This window comes from Bradyrhizobium sp. Rc2d (assembly GCF_900099855.1).
Lineage (GTDB): Bacteria > Pseudomonadota > Alphaproteobacteria > Rhizobiales > Xanthobacteraceae > Bradyrhizobium.
This window is the reverse complement of the sequence record NZ_FNCU01000005.1, coordinates 206606-228321: the sequence shown is the minus strand read 5'-3', so window position 1 is coordinate 228321 and position 21716 is coordinate 206606. Positions and strand designations below refer to the sequence as shown.

Sequence of the window (21716 nt, the reverse complement as noted above, 5' to 3'; positions counted from 1 at the left end):
CTGCAGTCGGCAGTACGGTGCCCTGATCATTCCAGTTGTCGGCTTGCTCGGCGGACTTCGTCGAGGAACGCTCTAGCAAGACGCGAGAGCGGCTCCGCTTCGGACCACAGCATGTATGCTAGCGCAGGGGTTACGGGAAGGAAGGGGCGCATGACCAGCTCTTGACTGCCAGCCTGGTGCGGTGAGAACGGATCCACCACCGCCGCGCCGACGCCTGCTGCGGCGAGCACGCAGGCGGTGTTGCAGTATCGCACCTCGACAGTTGGCTGGAATGGAGCGCCGGCCGAAGCAAAACTCGCACGCACGGCTTCACCCAACTGCGTTCCGCGCTCGAGCCCGATGAAGGGAAGATCGGCGAGATCGGACGCGGTGATCACCGCGCGGTCCACCAGCGGATGCCGCGGCGGCATGACGCAGACCATCTCGCCGGTGTGTACCACTTCATGCGCGATGCCCGGATGATGCGAGAAGCCGAGCGCGAAGCCGAGCTCGGCGACCCGGCTCAGGAGTCCGTCGATGATGCCCTCATAGCGGCGAACGTCGAAGAACATCCGCGTCTGCGGCCGCCGGCGCAGGAAGTCCGACAATGCGGGCGGGATGATGCTGTAGGCCAGCGGCGGCGTTGCGACGATCGACAGATGCCCCGTGCGACATTCCCTGAGATCACGGACGCGGTTTTCCAGCTTGGCATGCAGCGCAAAAATCGTCTCGCTTTCCTTGTAGAGCGCCATCGCCTCGGCGGTCGGAAACAGTCGGTTGTTGACGCGCTCGAACAAGGCGAAGCCCGCCTGCATCTCCATCGCCTTCAACGCGTTGCTGATCGCCGGCTGTGACAGCGACAGCTCCTCGGCTGCTGCGACCGTCGTCCGGTGTCGAACGACCGCACGCAAAATTTCGAGTTGGCGCAGGTTCATCTATTCGTGCCCGTTATAGTCTGGCCGAAAATATCATAGCACGAGTGATTGCCAACGCCGCTCTCATTTCTTGTAATGCGGTGCGGAATGAGCGCTGCCGAGGGAATATCGGTCCGCCTATCGAGGCAGCAGTCCGCATCATTTGGAGGCAATGTTGACTCGCGTTCTTCGTGCTGCCGCAGCCCAGATGGGGCCGACGCAAAGAGCTGATGCCCGCGCGCACACACTTGATCGCATGCTCCGGTTGCTCGAAGAGGCGGCCGCGCGGGGGGCGCGGCTGGTGGTGTTTCCCGAACTCGCCTTCACGACATTCTTTCCGCGCTGGCTGCTCGAAGGCGATGGGCTCGATCAGTATTTCGAGCGCGGCATGCCGAATCCGGCTGTCCAGGCGCTATTCGACCGAGCCTGCGAACTGCGCGTCGGCTTCTATGTCGGCTATGCCGAGCTGACCCCGGATGGCCGTCGCTACAATTGTGCGATCCTGGTTGGCGACAGCGGCGAGATCATGGGCCGATATCGCAAGGTACATCTGCCCGGGTCGGTCGAACCGCGGCCGGGTGCGCGCTACCAGCAATTGGAAAAACGCTACTTCGAATATGGCGATCTCGGCTTTCCCGCCTTCCGCGCAGGATCGGCGTGGAGCCACGCCATCATGGGCATGATGATTTGCAACGATCGCCGCTGGCCGGAAGCCTGGCGCGTGCTGGGTCTGCAGGGAGTCGAACTGGTCTGCATCGGCTACAATTCGGCGGCCTACGATCCGAACGGCGGCGCCACCGAGGACGCGGCACTGCGCACCTTCCATTCGACGCTGGTCGCGCAGGCCAATGCCTACATGAACGCGACCTGGGCGATTGCAGTAGCGAAGGCCGGCGAGGAAGATGGCTCTGGCCTGATCGGAGGCTCATGCATTGTCGATCCGAACGGCAGGATCGTCGCGCAGGCGAAGACACTGGCGGACGAGGTCGTCGTTGCCGACATCGATCTCGATCTCTGCCGCCAAGGCAAGGACAAGATGTTCAATTTCGCCGCCCACCGGCGGCCCGAGCAATACAGGATGATCACTGAACGCGCCGGCGTGGTCGAGCCGGCCGTTCTCGACATGGACTGACATGCGGCCAGTCGCGCGTTGGCAAAGGAGCTGACATGACACGCCTCTCGCTTTTCCTCGGCCTTGCCGCATTCGCTGCTGCCGCCTCCGTGCGGGCGGGCGAACTACCGGCGGAGATCAAGCAGACCGGTACATTGAAGCTGACGGTCAATTCGACCTATGCTCCGATGGAGTACCGTGATCCCACGACGAACGAACTCGTTGGCCTCGACATCGATCTGGCCAATGAACTTGCCAAGCGGCTCGGCGTCAAAATCGTCTGGAGCGAAACGCCGTTCGCCGAACTCATCCCGTCGCTGCAGACCAAGCGCGCCGATTTCATCATCAGCGGCATTTCCGACCGTAGCTCACGGCGCGAGACCGCCGACTTCATCGACTACCTGACCACCGGACCGCAGTTCTTCGTTCTGGACGGGCATGAGGCAAAGGTCGCCGCCGATCTCTGCGGCAAGAAGGTCGGCACCACGCGCAGCACGAGCTTCCCGGTCGAGATCGAGAAGTGGAGCAAGCAGAACTGCGAGGCTGCGGGCAAGGCGGCCATTCAGTATGTTCCGGGCGAGAACTCGATCGACGTCCGCAACCAGCTCAAGCAGGGCCGCATCGACGCCGCGGTGCAGGGCAGCGAGACGCTGCCCTATGCCCAGCAGCAGGAGGCAGGCAAGTACCGTGTTGTCGGCGAGCCCTTCGCAATCGGCTATCAGGGCATCATGTTCCGCAAGGACGATACTGCCCTACGCGAGGTGGTGACGGAGCATCTCGCGGCGATGATCGCTGACGGCTCCTACAAGAAGATCCTCGACAAATTTGGTTTGGGGGCGAACGCCGTCGCCAAGCCGATGATGAATGCGGCGCCGCAATGAGGGCGGCCCCGACGCTTGCGGAAGGCTTTCCCGACCTCTCGCAGATGCAGATCGCGCGGGAGATCCACTGGCGGCGGTGGCTGGCTGCGGCCACGATCATCGTGGTGCTGGCGGCCATCGCCCGTGCCTTTGCCGCCGGCCAGATCGAATGGTCTTATGTCAGCCGTTTCCTGACCGCGAAGGTGATCCTTGAGGGTATCGTCAACACCATGGTGATGGCGGTGCTCGCCATGGCGCTCGGCATCATCCTCGGCGTGGTCATGGCGATCATGCGGCTGTCCCCCAATCCGGTGCTGAAGTCGGTCGCTGCAGGCTACACCTGGCTGTTCCGTGGCACGCCGCTGATCCTGCAACTGCTGCTCTGGTTCAATCTCGCACTGGTGTTTCCGACCATCGGCATTCCCGGCCTGTGGACGGCACGTGCCGTCGACGTCATGACGCCCTTCCTCGCAGCGCTGCTCGGACTCGGCATCAACCAGGGCGCCTATACGTCGGAGGTGATGCGCGCCGGCATGCTGTCGGTCGATGCCGGCCAGTATGAGGCGGCGCAGGCGATCGGGATGGGGCGGCTCCGCGCGCTGCGGCGGATCATCCTGCCGCAGGCGATGCGCGTGGTGATACCGCCGCTCGGCAATGAATTCATCGGCATGGTGAAGGCGACCTCGCTCGCCAGCGTGATCCAGTATCCCGAGGTGCTGCATAACGCCGAGAATATCTACTACGCCAATTCGCGCGTCATCGAACTCCTGATCGTCGCCGGCTGCTGGTATCTGCTGGTGGTATCGGTCCTGACCCCGCTGCAGATGCTGCTCGAGCGCCGCTTTGCGCGTGGAACGGCACGGATCAACCGATGACGAAGCCCCTCGTCGCGATCCGCTCCGTCAGCAAGGCCTTTGGAGAGTTCCAGGCTCTCAAGGATGTCTCGATCGACGTGTGGCCCGGCGAGGTGCTTTGCCTGATCGGTGCGTCGGGCTCGGGCAAGACGACGCTGCTTCGTTGTATCAACCAGCTCACCATGATCGACAGCGGCGGCATCTGGCTGGATGGTGAACTGCTCGGCGTACGCGAAGAGGGTGGCAAGCTGCGCCGCCTGACCGAACGGCAGATCGCGCGCCAGCGGCTGAAAACCGGGATGGTGTTCCAGCGATTCAACCTATTCCCGCACAAGACGGCGCTGGAGAACATCACGGAAGGACCGGTGCAGGTGCAGGGCCGCTCGCTGGATGAGGTCCGCGCCGAGGCGATCGAGCTGCTGCGCCGGGTCGAGCTTGCGACGAAAGCAGACTCCTATCCGTCGCAGCTCTCAGGCGGTCAGCAACAGCGCGTGGCGATCGCGCGCGCACTGGCGATGAAGCCGATGCTGATGCTGTTCGACGAGCCGACCAGCGCGCTGGATCCCGAGCTCGTGGGCGAGGTGCTGTCGGTTATGAAGGAGCTCGCGCAGAGCGGCATGACCATGATGGTGGTGACACATGAGCTTGGTTTTGCTCGCGAGGTCGCTGATCGCGTCGTCTACATGGACCATGGCGCAATCCTGGAGTCCGGGCGCGCCGCTGATGTTCTTGGGGCGCCGCGCGAGGCGCGCACGCGAGCATTTCTGGCGGCGGTGATTTGATGGGGGGAGTTTGATGATCAGGCTGATTGTCGCAGGCGTACTTGGATTGGTCCTGGCCGGGGAGGCCTTTGCGATCGAGCTGCCAGCGGAGATTGCGAAGCGCGGCAGCATCAAGGTCGCAATCGTGCCGAACTATCCGCCGATGGAGTTCCGTGATCCCGCCACCAATGCGCTGGCCGGATTCGACATCGATCTCGGCGAGGCGCTCGGCCGCAAGCTCGGCGTCAAGCTGGAGTGGGAAGAGACCAGCTTTGCGCAGTTCATGCCGTCGATCTCGTCCGGGCGGGTGGATGCGGTCCTGTCGGGCTTTACCGACTATGCGACGCGGCATGAGGCGGCAACCTTCGTCGATTATCTGCGCAGCGGTCCACAGTTCTTTGTGCAGAAATCTCGTACGGCCGAGTTCAAGGACATGGCGGCGCTGTGCGGCAAGAAGGTCGGCGCCAGCCGCCGCACCATGTTTCCGGATCAGATCGCGGCGTGGAGCACGGCGCATTGCGGCAGCAACGCGATCGTCTTCGTCGGCACGGAGGGCTCCGCCGACGCGCGCACGCAACTGAAGCAGGGACGGATCGACGCGGCGGTCCAGGGCAATGAGACGCTGCCCTACATCATGGACCAGGAACCCGGCGCCTATGCGCCGGTTGGCCAGGCGATCGCGGCGCAGTTCACCGGGATCGCGTTGCCGGTCAAGGAGAAGGCACTGCAGCAGGCCTTTGTAGAGGCACTCGATGCGTTGATCGCCGACGGCACCTACCGCAGCCTGCTTGCAAAGTGGAAATTGACCGACAACGGCGTAGAGAAGGCGACCATCAATGCTGGACAGTAAGGCACTCCAGAGCATACCGCTCGTCCCGGCGAACACCGCGGACCCGGCACCGAACTATCCCTGGCCGAAGCCGTGGACGTCGGCACTGTTCCTGTCGTTCGACGTCGACGCGGAAAGCGCCTGGACCAGTAAGGACGCCGTCCACGCGCAGCGTCTGATCACCATGAGCTATGGCGGCTATGAGGCGCGGGTCGGCACGCCGAGACTTTTGGAGCTGCTCGACCAGCTCGATCTGAAGGCGACGTTCTTCGTTACGGGATGGTCGGTCGACGCGCATCCCGCGATGGCGGAATCCATCCTCAAGGCGGGCCATGAGATCGGCCATCATGGCTACCACCATCTGCTGCCCGACCCCGGCGATCCCTGGATCGAGGAGGAGCTGGAGTGGGGGTTTGAGGCGCTGAAGCGCCGGCTCGGCGTCAAGCCGATCGGCTATCGCGCACCCTATGGCGAGTTCACTGAGGAGCTGCGCCGAGCGCTGGTCCGGCACGGCATCGTCTACACCTCCTCGTTCCGCGACGACGTCCGGCCCTATCGCCATCGCCTTGCCGACGGCAAGCCCGGAACGATCGAGCTGCCGGTCACCGCGAGCTATGACGACTGGATGCACGGCCTCTCGGCGCGGTTCAGCCCGCGCTCGATCTTTCCCAAGGAGCATGTGCTCTCGATCTGGAAGGACGAGCTTGACGAGGTCCGCGACTGGGGCGCGATGGTGACCACCGTGCTGCATCCGCAATGCAGCGGCCGTCCGATGCGACTCCGTCTGCTCCGCGAGTTCCTGACCTACGCCAGATCCTGCCCGGACGTGTGGATCACGACCGGGGAGGCGATCGCAGCAAACTTCCAGCACCACGAAACGGCGGGTCAATCGCGCTGATGAGCAGGGGCAAGTCGTCGATGCAGTTCTCCCGCCGGTCCCTGTTGCGCGCTGCGGCGCTGGCGCCCGCGCTGTCATTTCCGGGTATCGTGCGCGCGCAATCGCAGACCACGCTGCGCTTCATCCCGGTGATCGATCTGGCGTTCGTCGACCCGATTTATTCCACCGCACAGGTGTCGCGCAACCATGGCTTCATGGTCTACGACACGCTCTATGGCATCAATTCGGCGCTGGAAGTCTCGCCGCAGATGGTCTCGGGCCACGTCGTCTCGAATGACGGCAAGCAATGGGACCTGACGCTGCGCGATGGGCTGTTCTGGCATGACGGCGAGCGGGTGCTGGCGCGGGACTGCGTTGCCAGTATCCGCCGCTGGGCCTCGCGCGACGGGTTCGGCGGCGAATTGATGGCGGCAACCGAAGAGCTGTCCGCGCCGGATGACCGTATCATCCGGTTTCGCTTGCGGCGGCCGTTCCCGCTGCTGCCGCAGGCGCTCGGCAAGGCCGCGGTGCATGCCGCTTTCATGATGCCCGAGCGGTTTGCGAGCCAGGATCCACTCAAGCCGATCACCGAAGTGATCGGCAGCGGGCCGTTCCGCTTCATGGCCGATGAGCGCGTGCCGGGCGTATGCAACGCCTATGCCCGGTTCGAGCGCTATCAACCTCGCCAGGACGGCAAGCCGGATTGGACCGCCGGTCCCAAGGTCGTGCACTATGACCGCGTTGTGTGGACCACGACGCCGGACCCGGGGACCGCCGTGGCGGCCCTCCAGACTGGCGAGCAGGATTGGCAGGAAACCACGCCACACGATTTGCTACCCGTGCTGAAGCAGTCCGATGAGGTCGAAACGCGTGTGCTCGATCCCCGCGGCTATGCGTGCATGCTCCGCGTCAATCACCTGCAGCCGCCGTTCGACGATCCGGCGATCCGCCGTGCGCTGCTCGGCGCGATCGATCAGGCCGACTTCATGACCGCGGTCGCGGGCGGAGATCCGGCGTACCAGCTCTCGCCGATCGGCTACTTCGCACCGGGAACGTCGATGGCCAATGACGTCGGGCTCAACGTCTTCCGCGGCCCGCGCGATATGGCTAAGGTGAAGGCCGATCTGGCGGCGGCCGGCTACAATGGCGAGAAGGTCGTGCTGCTGTCGCCGAGCAATTCGGCCGCGCAAAAGCCGCTTGGCCAGATCGCCGCCGACATGCTGCGGAGGGCCGGGATGAACGTCGACCATCAGGCGCTCGACTTCGCGGTCGTGCTGCAGCGCCAGCTCAAGAAGGATCCAATCGACAAGGGCGGCTGGAGCGCTGCCGTCGGTAATTGGCAAGGCATCGACTGGCTGAACCCGGCCGGTAACACCAATCTGCGCGGCGAAGGCAAAGTCGCCGGATGGTACAGCAGCGAGAAGATGGGCGGCCTGCGCGGCCAGTGGCTCGCGGCTTCCTCGCTCGAAGAGCAACAGCGGATATGCCGCGAGATCCAGGCGCTGGCGTTTGAAGAGATCCCGTATTTTCCGATCGGCCTGTACAAGCAACCGACCGCCTACCGCAAGAGTATCACCGGCATTCTCGACGGCACCGCAGTCTTCTGGAATGTGCGTCCATCATGAGCAGCATCGCGATCTTCGGCAGCTACGTGTTATCCCGCCGCGACGATACGCAGGATGTGCTTCGCGATCATTGGGTGCTGATCGAAGGCATGAAGGTCGCGGCTATCACCAAGGACAGGCCGTCCGCCGCCGAGGTACATGATCGTCCCGGCCGTTTCATCCTGCCGGGCCTGATGAACTTGCACAATCATTGTTTCAGCGAGGCGGTGGCGCGCAGCCACACCGAGGATGGCAACGGCCGGCGCAACAATCAGAGCATCGTCTATACGGTGCTGTTGCCGCTGACCAAACGCGGCGCCGATCTGCTCTCGGCCGAGGAGCGCCTTGCGGTCGCGCGGCTCGGCATCTTGCAGTTACTCAAGGGCGGGGCGACCACGGTGATGGAGCCGTTCCGCAACACGATTCCAGAGATGTTCGACGCCGCCGAGGAGATGGGAATCCGATTCTATGGCGCGCCATATCTGTTCTCGACCTCGGACGCCAAGGCCGGCCCGGACGGTGTGGTCAGATACGCCGGTGACGACGGCGCGGTCGACCTCGCCACCTGGAACGTGCTCTATCAGCGCTGGAACGGGTGTGGCGAGGGACGGATTGGCCTCACGATGAGCCCGCATGCGACCGACACCTGCGGACCCGATCTGCTGCGTGCTTGCGCGGCACGGGCCCGCGAGCTCGGCGTTCCCATCACCACCCATCTGGCGCAAAGCCGTGCCGAGGTGGAAACGATTGGCAAGCGTTATGACGGCCGCACGCCGGCCGAATATCTCGATTGGCTGGGCCTGCTGGCTCCTGATCTCCTCGCAGCGCATTGCATCGCAAGCTCCGACAGCGATCTGAGGCTGATGGCGGCGCGGGGCGCTGCGGTGTTGAATTGCCCGCGGGTGTTTGCGCGATCCGGCGTCACGGCGGCGTTCGGCCGGTTTGCCGAACATGGCGTGCGGACCGTGGTCGGCACCGACGGCTACAACATGGACCTGCTTGGCGAGCTCAATGCGGCCTCGATGATCTCCAAGCTTGCGCTGCAGCGGGCCGAGGTCGCGAGCGCGCCCGACCTGATCGAAGCGGTGACTGCGACCGCGGCTGCGCTGGTGAAGCGTCCGGATCTCGGGACAATTGCGCCCGGCGCGACGGCCGATCTGACCGTCATTGACATGACCCATCCGCACCTGCAGCCGCTGTTCGATCCGCGCCGCGCGCTGATCGCGCTCGGCAACCGCGCCAATGTCGATCAGGTCATCGTCAACGGCCGCTTGCTGATCGATGCGGGACGCTATGTTCACGGCGACGAGGCTGCGATCACCACCGCGGGGGCTGCCGCGATCGGCAAGATCTGGGACCTGCCGGAAGCGCAGGCGGCGTTCAATGGCTGAGGTCCCGCCGCACGATTTGCAAGGAGAACAACAACCATGCGCATGATCAACGTCGCCGCGGCCCAGATGGGCCCGATCCAGCGCGCGGAGGGGCGCGATGTCGTGGTCAGGCGCATGCTCGCGCTGATGGATGAGGCCAAGGCGGAAGGCGCGGACCTGATCGTCTATCCCGAACTCGCGCTGACCACTTTCTTCCCGCGCTGGTACATGGAGAACCGCGCCGACGCCGATGGCTGGTTCGAGCGCGAGATGCCCAATGACGCCGTGCGGCCGCTATTCGATCGCGCGGCCCGCCACGAGATGGCGATGAGCTTTGGCTATGCCGAACTGACGTCGGACGGCCATCATTTCAACACCGCGATCCTCACCGACCGCAGCGGCGATATCGTTGGCAAATACCGCAAGATCCATTTGCCCGGCCATGCCGAGTTTGATCCGGAACGTACGCACCAACATTTGGAGAAACGCTATTTCGAGCCGGGCGATCTCGGCTTTCCGGTCTGGCGCAATCTCGGCGGCATCATGGGCATGGCCGTCTGCAACGACCGCCGTTGGCCGGAAACCTATCGCGTGATGGGCCTGCAGGGCGTCGAGATGGTGCTGATCGGCTACAACACGCCGTCGGTCAACGCGCAGAAGGGTGACGAAGGGCCGGAGAAGCGGCTGTTCCACAACCGCCTTTCGGCGCAGGCCGGTGCTTACCAGAATTCCTGCTGGGTGATTGCGGTCGCCAAGGCCGGTGACGAGGACGGCCATCGCTTGATCGGCGGCAGCGTCATCGTCAATCCGGACGGCGAGATTGTCGCCGAGGCCAAGACGGAGGATGACGAGCTGCTGGTGCATCCCTGCGATCTCGACGCCACCGCGTTCGGCAAAGAGACGATCTTCAATTTCGCCGCCCATCGTCGCACCGAGCATTATGGCCTGATCACCAGCCGTACCGGCGCGATCCCGCCGCCGTGAGCTGAAGGACGGTTTGCGATGAGCCTTTCCTTTCGCGACCTTGCGCCTCGAGACCGCTACAAGCTGCTGTGCGGCGTGGTGGTGCCGCGACCGATCGCCTTCGTCACGACGATGGACGAGAACAGCTCGCTGAACGCGGCGCCGTTCAGCTTCTTCAACGTGTTCTCCGAGGACCCGCCGTTGATCGTGCTCGGCCTGCAGCATCATCCCGACGGCCGGTTCAAGGACACCACGCGCAACATTCACCGCACCGGCGAATTCGTCCTGCATATGGTGGACGAGGCGCTGGCGAAAGCAATGAACGACTGCGCGGTGGACTTTCCCTCCGGCGAGAGCGAGGTGGCGGCCGTGGGTCTGACGACGGAGGCCAGTGCCGAGGTCAAGGTGCCGCGGCTGGCTGCGGCACCCTTTGCGCTGGAGTGCCGGCGGCAGGTCTCGCTCGCATTTGGTCCAGGCCGCGAGTTGCTGGTCGGCGAGGTCTTGCATCTGCATGCCCGCGAAGGTCTGCTCGATCCGGCGCGGATGTATGTCGACATGGCGACCTATCAGCCCATCGGACGGCTGTTCGGCAATCTCTATTCGACCCAGCGCGACATGTTCGCGATGGACCGCGAGAGCTACGACGATTGGCAGGCGAGGCGGGCGCGTGAAGCACGCTAGCCCGCCAATCACCGCGTCACGACGCGCCGAATTGCACGGCGCCCAGCGCCATGGTGACGGCGGCCTGGGTCGGATCGATCACGGAAATGCCGAGTGCGTCCTCGAGCGGCTTGCGATGGCGCGCCATGCCCGCGCAACCCATCACGATGGCGCCGGCACCATCTTCTTCTTTCAGGGCGCGACCGACCGCGATCATCTTCGCGAGCGTGCCTTCGCCCGATGCGGTTTCCGCAACGGTCATGTCGAGCGGACGCTCGCCGGCCAGCCGATCCATCAGGCCCATCTGGCGCAGATAGCGCATGTGCCGGCGGATCGAGCGCTGCGCGATCGCAATCACGCCAAAAGTCTCGGCGCGGGTCAGTGCAGTCAGCACGCCGCATTCGGCAATGCCCAGCACCGGCCGCGTGGTCGCCTCGCGGCAAACATACAGGCCGGGATCGCTGTAGCAGGCGATCACGAAGGCCGCCGATTCGTTGTCGCCGGCGACGGTGCGCCGCAGCGGCATCACCACGCTTTCGGCGTCGGCCTGACTTTCGATGCCGTAGGGTCCTTCGGCCAAGGTCTCGCACACGATCTCTGGACCATCGGCAAAGGACAGCGGCTTCAACGCCTCGGCAAGGCCGGCAGTGACCACGCGGTTGGAGTTCGGGTTGATGACCATGATGCGCGGTCGGGGCATGGGAGGTTCCTGTTTGGGCAGTGTTGACGGTGCGAAACAGAGGCAATCACTATGCCATGGACAGCATGAAGCGGTCATGCGCAGGGCGCAAGGGCGCGCCGCGAGGAAAACAGGCGCCGATGGATTTCGAAAGTTACGCAAGGAGACACCGTCATGACCGAACCCGCCTATGACCTGATCATCCGCGGTGGGCGCGTCGCCACGACCACCGACGTGTTCGAGGCGGACATGGCGATCGCAGGCGAGGCCATCGTCGCGGTCGGGCGCGGGCTCGGTCCGGCCAAACGCGAGATCGACGCGCGCGGTAAGCTCGTGCTGCCCGGCGGCGTCGACAGCCATTGTCATATCGAGCAATTGTCTGCTGCCGGCATCATGAATGCCGACACCTTCGAGAGTGCCACGACGTCGGCGGCCTTTGGCGGCACGACCTCGGTCATCTCCTTTGCCGCGCAGCATGTCGGCATGCAATTGGGACAGGTGCTGGAGGACTATCACGCGCTGGCACGCAGGGGCGCGGTGATCGACTACGCCTTTCACATGATCATCGCCGATCCGACCAAGGAAACGCTGGAGCGAGACCTTCCGCTGCTGATCCGTCAGGGCCATGGTTCGATCAAGATCTTCATGACCTATGACCGACTGAAGATCGACGACGAGCCGCTGCTCGACATTCTCGTTGCCGCGCGCGAGGGCGGCGCGTTGCTCTGCGCCCACGCCGAGAACCACGGCATCATCTCCTGGATGGTGAAGCGGCTGTTGGCGCGCGGCTACACTCATCCGAAATATCACGCGATCAGCCATGCGCGCTTTTCGGAAGCCGAGGCGTTCAACCGCCTGATCGGCATGGCGGCGCTGGTCGACCAGCCGATCATGATCTTCCATGTCTCGACAGCCGAGGGCGCGCAGACGATCCGCGATGCCCGCGGCCAGGGGTTGAAAGTGTTTGCCGAGACTTGCCCGCAATATCTGTTCCTCACTGCCGACGACCTCGACAAGCCGGGCGCGGAGGGGGCCAAATGGATGTGCAGCCCGCCACCACGCCGCAAGGACGACCAGGAGGCGCTGTGGAAGGCGTTGGCGCTCGGCGACTTGCAAACCATCTCCTCCGACCATGCGCCGTATCGCTTCGACGAGACCGGCAAGCTGCGCGCCGGGCCGAACCCTAACTTCAAGCAGGTGGCCAACGGCCTGCCGGGCCTCGAGATGCGGCTGCCGCTGCTGTTCGACGCGATGGTTTCCAAGGGGCGGCTCGGCCTGGAGAAATTCGTCGAGCTGACCGCGACCGCGCCGGCCAAGATCTACAATCTGCATCCGCGCAAGGGCTCGATCGCCGTTGGCGCTGACGCCGATATCGCGATCTGGGATCCCGATCGCCGCGTTACCGTCACCGACGCGATGATGCATGATCTGGCCGGCTACACGCCGTTCGCCGGCCGTTCGCTGCAAGGCTGGCCGGTGACGGTGCTCTCCCGCGGCCGCGTCATCGTCGAGAGTGGCAAACTGAACGCGTCGCCGGGCTCCGGCCGCTTCCTTGCCCGCAGCGGCGGCGAGGCGGCGAAGCCGACCGGTCGATTGGTCCCGGACATGAGCCCGGAACAGAATTTTGGCGCCAAGTTATTATGAGCGGTCAGCGCGATGAACGTCGTGATCTTCGGCGGCGCAGGTTTTGTCGGGCTCAATATCGCGGAGCTGCTGCTTGTCCGCGGCCATGAGGTCACGCTGTTCGATCTGGCCGAATTGCCGGCGGAGGCGCGCTGCGCCTTTGCACCTTACGGGGAACGCTTGCATGTGCTGCGCGGGGACGTGACTGACCGCAGCGCGGTTGAGGCCGCAGTCGGGGCGGCATGCGATGCCGTGGTGCTGGGCGCCGCGATCACGGCAGGCGCAGCGCGCGATGCCGCCGAGCCGGAGCGTATCCTGGCCGTCAATCTGCTGGCGCAGGTGCCGATCCTGACCGCTGCGAGCAACGCAAACGTGCGGCGTGTGATCAACCTGTCGTCCGCTGCAAGCTATGGCGCGAGCGGCCGGCATTATCCGCTGCTCGAAGAGACGACGCCCTGCGATCCGCAATCGCTGTATGCGATCACGAAATTCGCCTCCGAGCGTGTGGTGGCGCGGCTCTCCGACCTCTGGCAGGCCGATGTGATCAGCGTCCGGCTCTCGGGCGTGTTCGGCCCGCACGAACGTGCCGGCGGTGTCCGCGACACGCCGTCGCCGCAGGCGCTGATCGTGGATTGCGCGCGGCGGGGCGCGCCGGCGTTGCTCAGCGAGCCCGGCGCGCGGGACTGGGTCTATGCAGCCGACGTCGCCGACGCCGTCGGCGTGCTGCTCGATGCCGCCCAGCCTCGCCACATGCTTTACAATATCTCGAGCGGCGTAACCTTCACCGCCGAGGCCTGGGGCAAGGCTTTTGCTGACCCGGACGGCGGTTTCGTTTGCCGCGTGGCTGTCTCCGGCGAGACACCAACCGTGACGGTGCACGGCCTGACCCGAGCGCCGCTATCGGTACAGCGCATGGCCGACGAATTCGGATGGCGCGCCAAATATGGCTGCGAGGAGTCCGCGGAGCATATGCGGCGCTGGTTGCATGAGCACGATCGGGGAGGCGCCTGAGATGAAACTGGCGGGCAGGGTGGCCATCATCACAGGCGGCGGCTCCGGGATCGGCCGGGCCAGCGCCGTTCTGTTCGCCCGCGAAGGCGCCTTCGTTGCGCTGGTCGATCGCGATGCCGACGGTGCGGCCGAAACGCTGGCCATGCTTCGCCAACAGGGTGGCGGCGGCAGCGTCCATGTCGGTGATGTCGGTGACGCCGATTTTGCAAGCGCCACCGTCGAAAGTGTCGCAACAAGCCGCGGCAGGCTCGACGTGTTGATGACCTCTGCCGGCTTCTCCTGCGGTGGCACCGTGATCACGACCTCACCAACGGATTGGGACGCGGTATTCCGCGCCAATGTCGGCGGCACCTGGTTGTGGGCGCGAGCGGCCGTGCCGGTCATGCAGCGGCAGGGCAAGGGCGCCATCGTCACGCTGGCGTCGCAGCTGGCGATCGCCGGCGGCAAGGGCAACAGCGCCTATATTGCTGCCAAGGGGGCCATCGTCAGCCTGACCCGCACCATGGCGGTCGATTTCGCCACCGATGGCATCCGCGTCAACGCGTTGGCGCCCGGCGCGATCGACACGCCGCTGCTACGCCGCAGTTTTGCACGCCATGCCGATCCCGAGCCGGTGCGCGAAGCCTCGCGGCAACGTCACGCCATGAAGCGATTCGGCAGCGCCGACGAAGTGGCCGCGGCCGCGCTCTATCTCGCCGGTGACGATTCCTCCTTCGTCACCGGTACGGTGCTTCCAGTCGATGGCGGGTGGCTCGCGGCATGAGTGATGGTCTTGCAGCACTCGCGGTTCAGGTCCGCGCCGATCTGGCCAAGACGGCGCATCCGAGCATGCCCTGGCTGACGCCGATGACTGCTCCCGATGGCAGCCGCGCTCTGGATGTGCTCATTGTTGGGGCCGGTCAATCGGGTCTTGCGACGGCTTTCGGCCTGCAGCGCTCACAGGTCACCAACATCCTCGTGCTCGACAAGGCGGATGAGGACTTCGAAGGTCCCTGGCTGACCTATGCGCGGATGCCGACCCTGCGCAGTCCGAAGGATTACACCGGACCTGATCTCGACCTGCCAAGCCTGACCTATCAGGCCTGGCATGAGGCCAAGTTCGGAATGGAGAGCTGGCGCGATCTTGGTCTGATCCCGCGCGAATATTGGGCGGCCTATTTGTTGTGGTACCGCAAGGTGCTTGATTTGCCGGTGCGCAATGGCTGCGAGGTGACCGATATCGCACCCGGAGTAAACGGCCTGCTGCAGGCAACAGTGAGGACCGCTCGTGGCGAGGAGATGCTTTACGCCCGCAAGATCGTGCTCGCGACAGGACAGGAAGGCATGGGCGGTTGGGGCATTCCCGAGCCGTTGCAGCATCTGCCGTCGTCGCGATGCGTCACCTGCGCGGCGCCGACAGATTTCACCGCGCTACGCGGCAAGCGAGTCGCGGTGATTGGCGCAGGCGCCTCGGCCTTCGATAACGCTGCAATGGCACTCGAGGCAGGTGCGGGCGCCGTGCATTTGCTATGCTGGCGCGCTGCGATCCAGCTGGTGCAGCCCTATCGGTGGCTGACTTTCCGCGGCTTCCTCAGGCATTTCTCCGAACTCGACGATTCCTGGCGCTGGCGCTTCATGCGTGCGATCCTCGAGCTGCGCGAAGGATTTCCGCAAGCCACCTATGATCGCTGCGCCCAACATGCGACATTCCATCTGCACGAGGGTGCACCTGTCGAGGGAGCGAGGGAGACCGTTGACGGCGTGCTGCTGCGCACGCCACGTGGCGAGATCGCGGTCGATTTCGTTATCTGCGCCACCGGCGTCATGATGGATTTCGCCGGTCGCCCCGAACTGAAGCGGTGCGCCGATAACATCGCGCGCTGGGCCGACTGCTACACGCCGCCGCCGCAGGAACAGAGCCCGCGCCTTGGCGCCTTTCCTTATCTGTCGGACGATTATGCCTTCCGCGAGCGCGCGGCTGGGCGAACGCCGTGGATCTCCGACATTCACCTGTTCGCCATCGCCTCGACCATGAGCTTTGGTCCGTCCGGCTCCTCGATCAATGCGATGACGACGGCGGTGCCGAAGCTGGTCCACGGCCTCACGCGCGGCCTGTTCCGCGCCGATATCGACAAGCACTGGGCGGCATTCCATGCCTATGATGTACCTCAGGCTGTGATCCGGCGCACGCCGGCGACTGCGGCGGGGGACGCGTGACGACGGCAACGAGCATCCTGCCGATGCATTCCACTGCGACGAAGAAGCATGCCAAACTGCCCGTTTCTGGCACATGATTTGCTGCCATTTCGGGCGTGCGCGGCCTAACAAAGGACAGAGGCGATGTACCCCGTGATTTCCAGGCATCTGATTTCGGCGTCCGCCGTTCTTCTTTCGGTGACATTGATTGCGCCCGCGGCCTACGCGCAGAGCCGCGCTGAGACCTTGCGCTACGTGACGGCGGCAACGGTCAACACGCTCGATCCCAACATTCCCGGCTCGACCCGCGAAGCCTTCGCGCTCAGCATGAGCAGCTATGACCGGCTGGTGTCGTTCGGCCGCAAGCAGCTCAACGGCAAATGGGTGTTCGATCTCGATACCATCAATGGCGAGCTCGCGGAGTCCTTCAGCGTCAGCCCCGATGGCTTGAAGCTCACCTTCAAGCTCCGTCCCGACGCCAAGTTCCATGACGGCTCGCCGGTCACTGCAGAAGACGTGAAATGGTCGCTCGACCGCTGCGTCACCGCGCCGGTGCTCGGCAAGGCGCAATTGCTGACGGGCTCGATGACCAGCGCCGACCAGTTCAAGGTGATCGATCCCCTGACCTTTGAAGTGACGTTGCCGCGGCCCGACAAGCTGGCGCTGCCGAACCTTGCGACCGTCTATCCCATCATCATCAATTCCAAGCTCGCCAAGTCGCACGCGACGCCTGAGGATCCCTGGGCGCTGAGCTGGCTGAAGGAGAACGAGGCGGGCAGCGGCGCCTATATCGTCGAAACCTTCAAGCCGGGCGAGCAGGCGATCGCAAAGCGCAACGAGGCCTGGAATCGCGGCTCGCCGGACAAGCCGGCGTCTTTCAAGCGGCTGATCATCCAGTCGGTACCGGAGCCGGCGACGCGCGCCAATCTGGTCGAGCGCGGCGACGCCGACCTCGTGATCGACCTGCAGGCCAGCGACGTGCAGGCGCTGGAAGCCAAAGGCAAGCTGAAGGTGATTTCGACGCCGCAATACAATGCGGTGACCTTCATCTCGATGAACAACAAGATCCCACCGTTCGACAACGTCAACGTCCGCCGGGCAGTCGCCGCGGCGCTACCCTACGATGACATGTTCAAGGCGGCGCTGTTCGGCCGTGGTGCGCCGCTGTTCGGTGCCAGCTGGGCCGACGGCAAGCCACCGAGCGGCGGCTATCCGATTTCGCAACCGGTCAAGCTCGATCTGGAGAAGGCGCGGGCTTATCTGAAGGAAGCTGGCGTGCCCGAAGGTTTTGCCACGACCTTCAGCTTCAACGTCGGCCAGGCCTCGACTGCCGAGCCGATGGCCGCCCTGGTTAAGGAATCGCTGGAGAAGATCGGTATCAAGGTCGATATCCAGAAGCTGCCGGATGCGCAGATGTCGACCGCGATCAATGAGAAGAAGCTGCCCTTCTTCACCGAAGGCATCGTCGCCTGGCTGCCGTCGACCGATTATTTCTACCGCAACTTCTACACCGGCAATCAGCGCTGGAACTATTCCTCCACGGACAATGCCGAGTTGGAGAAGATTGCGCAGGCGGCGCGCTTCGAGCTGGACAAGGCGAAGTACGAGGCGGAAGGCAAGGAGCTCAACGCCATCCATTTCGAGCAAATGTTCCAGGTCCCGCTCTGGCAGCCGGCGCAGGACGCGGTGATGGCCGCCAATCTCGACGGCTATGTCTACCAATTCACCCGCCAGGTGGATTACCGTAACCTGAGCCGCAAATAGCAGCGGAGCTGGGAGCGCGGCGGAGACCATGGGCACGATCGGTGCAACTTTGATCCGGGCCGGGCGGCGGTTTCTCTCGTCGCTGCCGGCACTGTTCGGCGTGCTGGTCTTCACCTTCCTTCTGATGCGGGTGTTGCCAGGCGATCCCGCCGTGTTCTTTGCCTCCGGTCCCAGTGCCGGCAAGGAGGAGATCGAGATCGTCCGCAAGCAGCTCGGGCTGGACCGGTCGTTGCCGGAGCAGCTCGGCATCTATCTCTACGATATCGGCCGCGGCAATCTCGGTCGATCCATGATGACGGGGCAGCCGGTCGCCAAGGACCTGCGGCAGCGGCTGCCGGCCTCGCTCGAGCTCACGCTGACCGCGCTCGTGATCGCGCTGATCGCGGCGGTGCCGCTCGGCGTGCTGGCCGCGCTGCGGCCGAACTCGCTGATCGATCACGGTGTACGGCTGTTCTGCTCGCTCGGTGTCTGCGTGCCGACCTTCGTCTCCGGACTGCTGCTGATCTATGTGTTCTACTATCTGCTGGGCCTTGCCCCCGATCCGACGGGACGGCTCGACGTCTTCGCATCGGTGCCGCCGGCGCGCACCGGCTTCCTGATGGTGGATTTCCTGCTCGCGGGTGACTTCGAGGGCTGGTGGGCCGCGGCACGTCAGTTGATGCTGCCGGCCTTCACGATGGCGCTGTTCGTGATCGCGCCGCTCGCCCGCATCACTCGCGCCTCGATGCTGGTGTCGCTCGGCAGCGATTTCGTGCGTACCGCGCGCTCGATCGGCCTGTCGCGCTGGCAGATCGTGGTGACCTATGCGCTGCGGAATGCAATCCTGCCCGTGATCACCATCGCCGGCATCGTGTTCTCGACCATGCTCGGTGCCAATGTGCTGGTCGAGAAAGTGTTCTCCTGGCCGGGCGTTGCGTCCTACGCGCTCGATGCGCTGTTGGTCTCCGACTATGCGCCGGTGCAGGGCTTCGTGCTGCTGATGGCCAGCATCTTCGTCGTGGTCAATCTCCTGGTCGATGTGCTCTACGGCATCGCCGATCCCAGGGCGACGGTCGCATGAGCCTGACAGGAACATCGTCGGGGCTGCGTCACGCCGTGTGGGTGCTGCGCGGCAATCTCGTCACCGCGACCGCCGCCGCGGGGGCGATATTGCTGGCGCTGATCGCGATCTTCGGCCCCATGCTGGTGCACTATGATCCCGTCGCTTCGGACGTGCCCCGCGCACTGCAGCCGCCGAGCGCATTACACTGGGCCGGCACCGACCAACTCGGCCGCGATGTCTTCAGCCGATTGATCGTCGCCACCCGGCTCGATCTCGCCATTGCCGTGACAGCCGTCAGCGTGTCCTTCGTGATCGGCGCGGTGATCGGCTCGCTCTGCGGCTATGTCGGCGGCAAGCTCGATCGTGCGATCGGCCGGTTCGTCGACGTGCTGATGGCCTTTCCGCTGTTCGTGCTCGCCATGGCCATGGTCGCCGCGCTCGGCAACCGGGTCGAGAATATCGTCATCGCGACCGCGATCATCAATCTGCCATTCTACATCCGCTTCGCTCGCGCGGAGGTGAACATCCGCCGCAATCTCGGTTGGGTCGAGGCGGCGCGTGCCTGCGGCGACGGGCATGTCTCCGTCGTGCTGCGCTTCTTGCTACCCAACGTGCTGCCGGCGATGGCAGTGCAGATGTCGCTCAATCTCGGCTGGGCGATCCTCAATGCCGCGGGCCTCTCCTTCATCGGCCTGGGCGTCAAGCCGCCGACGCCGGAGTGGGGCATCATGGTCGCCGAGGGCGCGCGCTTCATCTCGACGGGCCGCTGGTGGCTGGTGTCGTTTCCGGGTCTGGCCCTGATGCTGGCCGTGCTCTGCTTCAATCTTCTCGGCGACGGGTTGCGCGATATCCTCGATCCGCGCATGCGCACATGATGTCGCCACTGCTCGAAATCGATAATCTCGGCGTGACGTTCTCGACCCGACGCGGGCTCGTCGAGGCGCTGCGGGGCGTCTCGCTGTCGCTGCAGCCGGGTGAAATGCTCGGCCTCGTCGGCGAGAGCGGGTCCGGCAAATCCGTGACCGGATTCGCGGTCACGGGCCTGCTCGACAAAGCGGGCCGCATCACGGCCGGTCGTGTCAAGTTCAAGGGCCAGGACATCACGCGCGCGTCGGGGGCGGAGCTCCGCAACTTGCACGGCGCCAACATGGCGATGATCTTCCAGAATCCGCGCGCCGCGCTCAATCCGATCCGTGCCGTCGGTGCCCAGATCTCCGATGCCATCCTTTCGCATCGGCGGCTCTCGAAACAGGAGGCGCGGGCCGAGGCGCTGAAGCTGTTGCACGCGGTGCAGATCCGCGATCCGGAGCGACGGCTGGACGCCTATCCGCACGAGCTCTCCGGCGGCATGTGCCAGCGCGTGATGATCGCGATCGCGATTTCCTGCAATCCATCGCTTCTGATTGCCGACGAGCCGACCACCGGCCTCGATGTTACGACACAGAAAGTGGTAATGGACCTTTTGGCGCGCGTCGTCGCCGATCGCGGCATGACAACAATCCTCATTACCCACGACCTTGGTCTCGCGGCACACTATTGCCGACGCGTGGTGGTGATGGAGCAGGGGCGGCTCGTGGAAGAGGGCGCGCCACAGACATTGTTTCGGGCGCCGCAGCACGCCTATACCAAGCGACTGGTGGCGTCATCGCCGACCGCGACATCGCGTGTCGGCGACCTCGTGCCGGCTGGCGAAGCTCTGTCGGTTGTCGAGGTGAAGGAGCGGCCGACGCCCGCGCCGGGCACACCGCCGCTGCTCGACGTCCAGCACATCGTCAAGCGTTTTGACGACGGCGCCGCCGCAGTGGCGGATTTCTCGATGACCATGGCGGCAGGCGAGAGTGTCGGTCTGGTCGGTGAGTCCGGCTCCGGCAAGAGCACCACCGCGCGCATGATCTGCCGGCTGATCGATCCGAGCGAGGGCGATATCCTGTTCGACGGCTATTCGATCGCAAAGTTGCCGGCGCGCGATTTTCATCGCTCGTCGCTGCGCAAGGAGATCCAGATCGTCTTTCAGGATCCGCATGAGAGCCTCAATCCGCGCTTTACCGCGTTCGACTGCATTGCCCATCCGCTGCTGCGGCTCACCGGCCTGCGCCCTGGCGACGCGCTGCGTTCCCGGGTCGAGGAGTGCGCCGACCGCGTCGGTCTGCCGCGAGAGTTGTTGTCACGCTTCCCGCATCAATTGTCGGGTGGCCAGAAGGCACGTATCGGCATTGCCCGCGCCATTGCGTGCCGGCCGCGTTTGCTGGTGCTCGATGAGCCCACTGCGGCGCTCGATGTCTCGGTGCAGGCCGTGGTGCTGCAGCTGCTCGACCGGCTTCGGCGCGAGGACAATCTTGCCTTCCTGTTCGTTAGTCACGACCTCAACGTGGTGCGCATGATGTGCAGCCGTACCATCGTGCTGCGCGCCGGCGGCATCGTCGAGCAGGGCGAAAGCCTCGCTCTGTTTACCAATCCGCAGGCTGATTACACGCGCGAGCTGATCGAAGCTATTCCACACATTGGTTCGCCTGCTTCGCTTCTGCCTGCCTGATTTCGCGATCTCGGTGTTTCGTTGATGGGGCTGGCGCTCACCCGACCGGGACACGCATCGACGGTACGCGGTCCTTGAGGTCGCCGCTTCGATCAGCCTCTTCGACC

At 64.5% G+C, this 21716-nt stretch carries 20 protein-coding genes; 18 read left to right on the top strand and 2 right to left on the bottom strand.

Features of this window, described 5'->3' with window-relative positions:
* Nucleotides 1-26 precede the first annotated feature (26 nt).
* The gene (locus BLV07_RS10435; protein WP_091883760.1) at nucleotides 27-914 is read right to left on the bottom strand and encodes a LysR family transcriptional regulator; all 888 of its coding nucleotides are present in this window, start codon (nucleotides 912-914) and stop codon (nucleotides 27-29) included.
* 187 nt (nucleotides 915-1101) lie between these two features.
* On the opposite strand from BLV07_RS10435, the gene BLV07_RS10430 reads away from it, so the two are divergent.
* The 10 genes from BLV07_RS10430 to BLV07_RS10385 are packed head-to-tail and all read left to right on the top strand — an operon-like array spanning nucleotide 1102 to nucleotide 10803.
* Nucleotides 1102-2025 carry an N-carbamoyl-D-amino-acid hydrolase gene (locus BLV07_RS10430; protein WP_244551050.1) on the top strand — a complete coding sequence of 308 codons (924 nt, stop codon included), beginning with the start codon at nucleotides 1102-1104 and terminating at the stop codon, nucleotides 2023-2025.
* A 35-nt stretch (nucleotides 2026-2060) separates the two neighbouring features.
* Complete coding sequence (locus BLV07_RS10425; RefSeq protein ID WP_091883752.1) at nucleotides 2061-2885, top strand: ABC transporter substrate-binding protein; 825 nt, start codon at nucleotides 2061-2063, stop codon at nucleotides 2883-2885.
* A complete protein-coding gene (locus BLV07_RS10420) occupies nucleotides 2882-3739 on the top strand; it encodes an amino acid ABC transporter permease (RefSeq protein ID WP_091883749.1) in 858 nt (285 codons plus the stop codon). The genes BLV07_RS10425 and BLV07_RS10420 overlap by 4 nt, the downstream gene beginning before the upstream one ends.
* Nucleotides 3736-4500 carry an amino acid ABC transporter ATP-binding protein gene (locus BLV07_RS10415; RefSeq protein ID WP_091883746.1) on the top strand — a complete coding sequence of 255 codons (765 nt, stop codon included), beginning with the start codon at nucleotides 3736-3738 and terminating at the stop codon, nucleotides 4498-4500. The genes BLV07_RS10420 and BLV07_RS10415 overlap by 4 nt, the downstream gene beginning before the upstream one ends.
* Nucleotides 4501-4513: 13 nt before the next feature.
* A complete protein-coding gene (locus BLV07_RS10410; RefSeq protein ID WP_091883744.1) occupies nucleotides 4514-5329 on the top strand; it encodes an ABC transporter substrate-binding protein in 816 nt (271 codons plus the stop codon).
* The gene (locus BLV07_RS10405; protein WP_091883741.1) at nucleotides 5316-6206 is read left to right on the top strand and encodes a polysaccharide deacetylase family protein; all 891 of its coding nucleotides are present in this window, start codon (nucleotides 5316-5318) and stop codon (nucleotides 6204-6206) included. The genes BLV07_RS10410 and BLV07_RS10405 overlap by 14 nt, the downstream gene beginning before the upstream one ends.
* Before the next feature lie 20 nt (nucleotides 6207-6226).
* Entirely contained in the window at nucleotides 6227-7810 is a 1584-nt protein-coding gene (locus BLV07_RS10400; RefSeq protein ID WP_091883885.1) for an ABC transporter substrate-binding protein, read from the top strand.
* Nucleotides 7807-9180 carry an amidohydrolase family protein gene (locus BLV07_RS10395; protein WP_091883740.1) on the top strand — a complete coding sequence of 458 codons (1374 nt, stop codon included), beginning with the start codon at nucleotides 7807-7809 and terminating at the stop codon, nucleotides 9178-9180. The genes BLV07_RS10400 and BLV07_RS10395 overlap by 4 nt, the downstream gene beginning before the upstream one ends.
* Before the next feature lie 36 nt (nucleotides 9181-9216).
* Nucleotides 9217-10143 carry an N-carbamoyl-D-amino-acid hydrolase gene (locus BLV07_RS10390; RefSeq protein ID WP_091883737.1) on the top strand — a complete coding sequence of 309 codons (927 nt, stop codon included), beginning with the start codon at nucleotides 9217-9219 and terminating at the stop codon, nucleotides 10141-10143.
* 18 nt (nucleotides 10144-10161) lie between these two features.
* The gene (locus BLV07_RS10385) at nucleotides 10162-10803 is read left to right on the top strand and encodes a flavin reductase family protein (RefSeq protein WP_091883735.1); all 642 of its coding nucleotides are present in this window, start codon (nucleotides 10162-10164) and stop codon (nucleotides 10801-10803) included.
* Nucleotides 10804-10819: 16 nt separating this feature from the next.
* On the opposite strand, the gene BLV07_RS10380 is transcribed toward BLV07_RS10385, so the two are convergent.
* Nucleotides 10820-11482 carry an aspartate/glutamate racemase family protein gene (locus BLV07_RS10380; RefSeq protein ID WP_091883732.1) on the bottom strand — a complete coding sequence of 221 codons (663 nt, stop codon included), beginning with the start codon at nucleotides 11480-11482 and terminating at the stop codon, nucleotides 10820-10822.
* Between the two features lie 153 nt (nucleotides 11483-11635).
* Between BLV07_RS10380 and hydA the strand changes: the two genes are divergently transcribed.
* The 8 genes from hydA (at nucleotide 11636) to nikE (ending at nucleotide 21609) form a co-directional block, all read left to right on the top strand.
* Nucleotides 11636-13105 carry a dihydropyrimidinase gene (hydA, locus tag BLV07_RS10375; RefSeq protein ID WP_091883729.1) on the top strand — a complete coding sequence of 490 codons (1470 nt, stop codon included), beginning with the start codon at nucleotides 11636-11638 and terminating at the stop codon, nucleotides 13103-13105.
* A gap of 12 nt (nucleotides 13106-13117) precedes the next feature.
* On the top strand, nucleotides 13118-14095 hold the full coding sequence (locus BLV07_RS10370; protein WP_091883724.1) for an NAD-dependent epimerase/dehydratase family protein: 978 nt from the start codon (nucleotides 13118-13120) through the stop codon (nucleotides 14093-14095).
* A 1-nt stretch (nucleotide 14096) separates the two neighbouring features.
* The gene (locus BLV07_RS10365; RefSeq protein ID WP_091883720.1) at nucleotides 14097-14858 is read left to right on the top strand and encodes an SDR family oxidoreductase; all 762 of its coding nucleotides are present in this window, start codon (nucleotides 14097-14099) and stop codon (nucleotides 14856-14858) included.
* Nucleotides 14855-16291, top strand: coding sequence for an NAD(P)-binding domain-containing protein (locus BLV07_RS10360; protein ID WP_091883717.1), 1437 nt, complete (start codon nucleotides 14855-14857; stop codon nucleotides 16289-16291). The genes BLV07_RS10365 and BLV07_RS10360 overlap by 4 nt, the downstream gene beginning before the upstream one ends.
* Before the next feature lie 123 nt (nucleotides 16292-16414).
* Nucleotides 16415-18034 (top strand): ABC transporter substrate-binding protein, encoded by a 1620-nt coding sequence (locus tag BLV07_RS10355; protein WP_091883712.1) that lies wholly within the window; start codon nucleotides 16415-16417, stop codon nucleotides 18032-18034.
* Between the two features lie 28 nt (nucleotides 18035-18062).
* A complete protein-coding gene (locus BLV07_RS10350) occupies nucleotides 18063-19094 on the top strand; it encodes an ABC transporter permease (RefSeq protein ID WP_091883707.1) in 1032 nt (343 codons plus the stop codon).
* Nucleotides 19091-19951 (top strand): ABC transporter permease, encoded by an 861-nt coding sequence (locus BLV07_RS10345; RefSeq protein ID WP_091883703.1) that lies wholly within the window; start codon nucleotides 19091-19093, stop codon nucleotides 19949-19951. Before BLV07_RS10350 ends, BLV07_RS10345 begins: the two co-directional genes overlap by 4 nt.
* Nucleotides 19948-21609, top strand: coding sequence for a nickel ABC transporter ATP-binding protein NikE (gene nikE, locus BLV07_RS10340; protein ID WP_091883698.1), 1662 nt, complete (start codon nucleotides 19948-19950; stop codon nucleotides 21607-21609). Before BLV07_RS10345 ends, nikE begins: the two co-directional genes overlap by 4 nt.
* Nucleotides 21610-21716 lie beyond the last annotated feature (107 nt).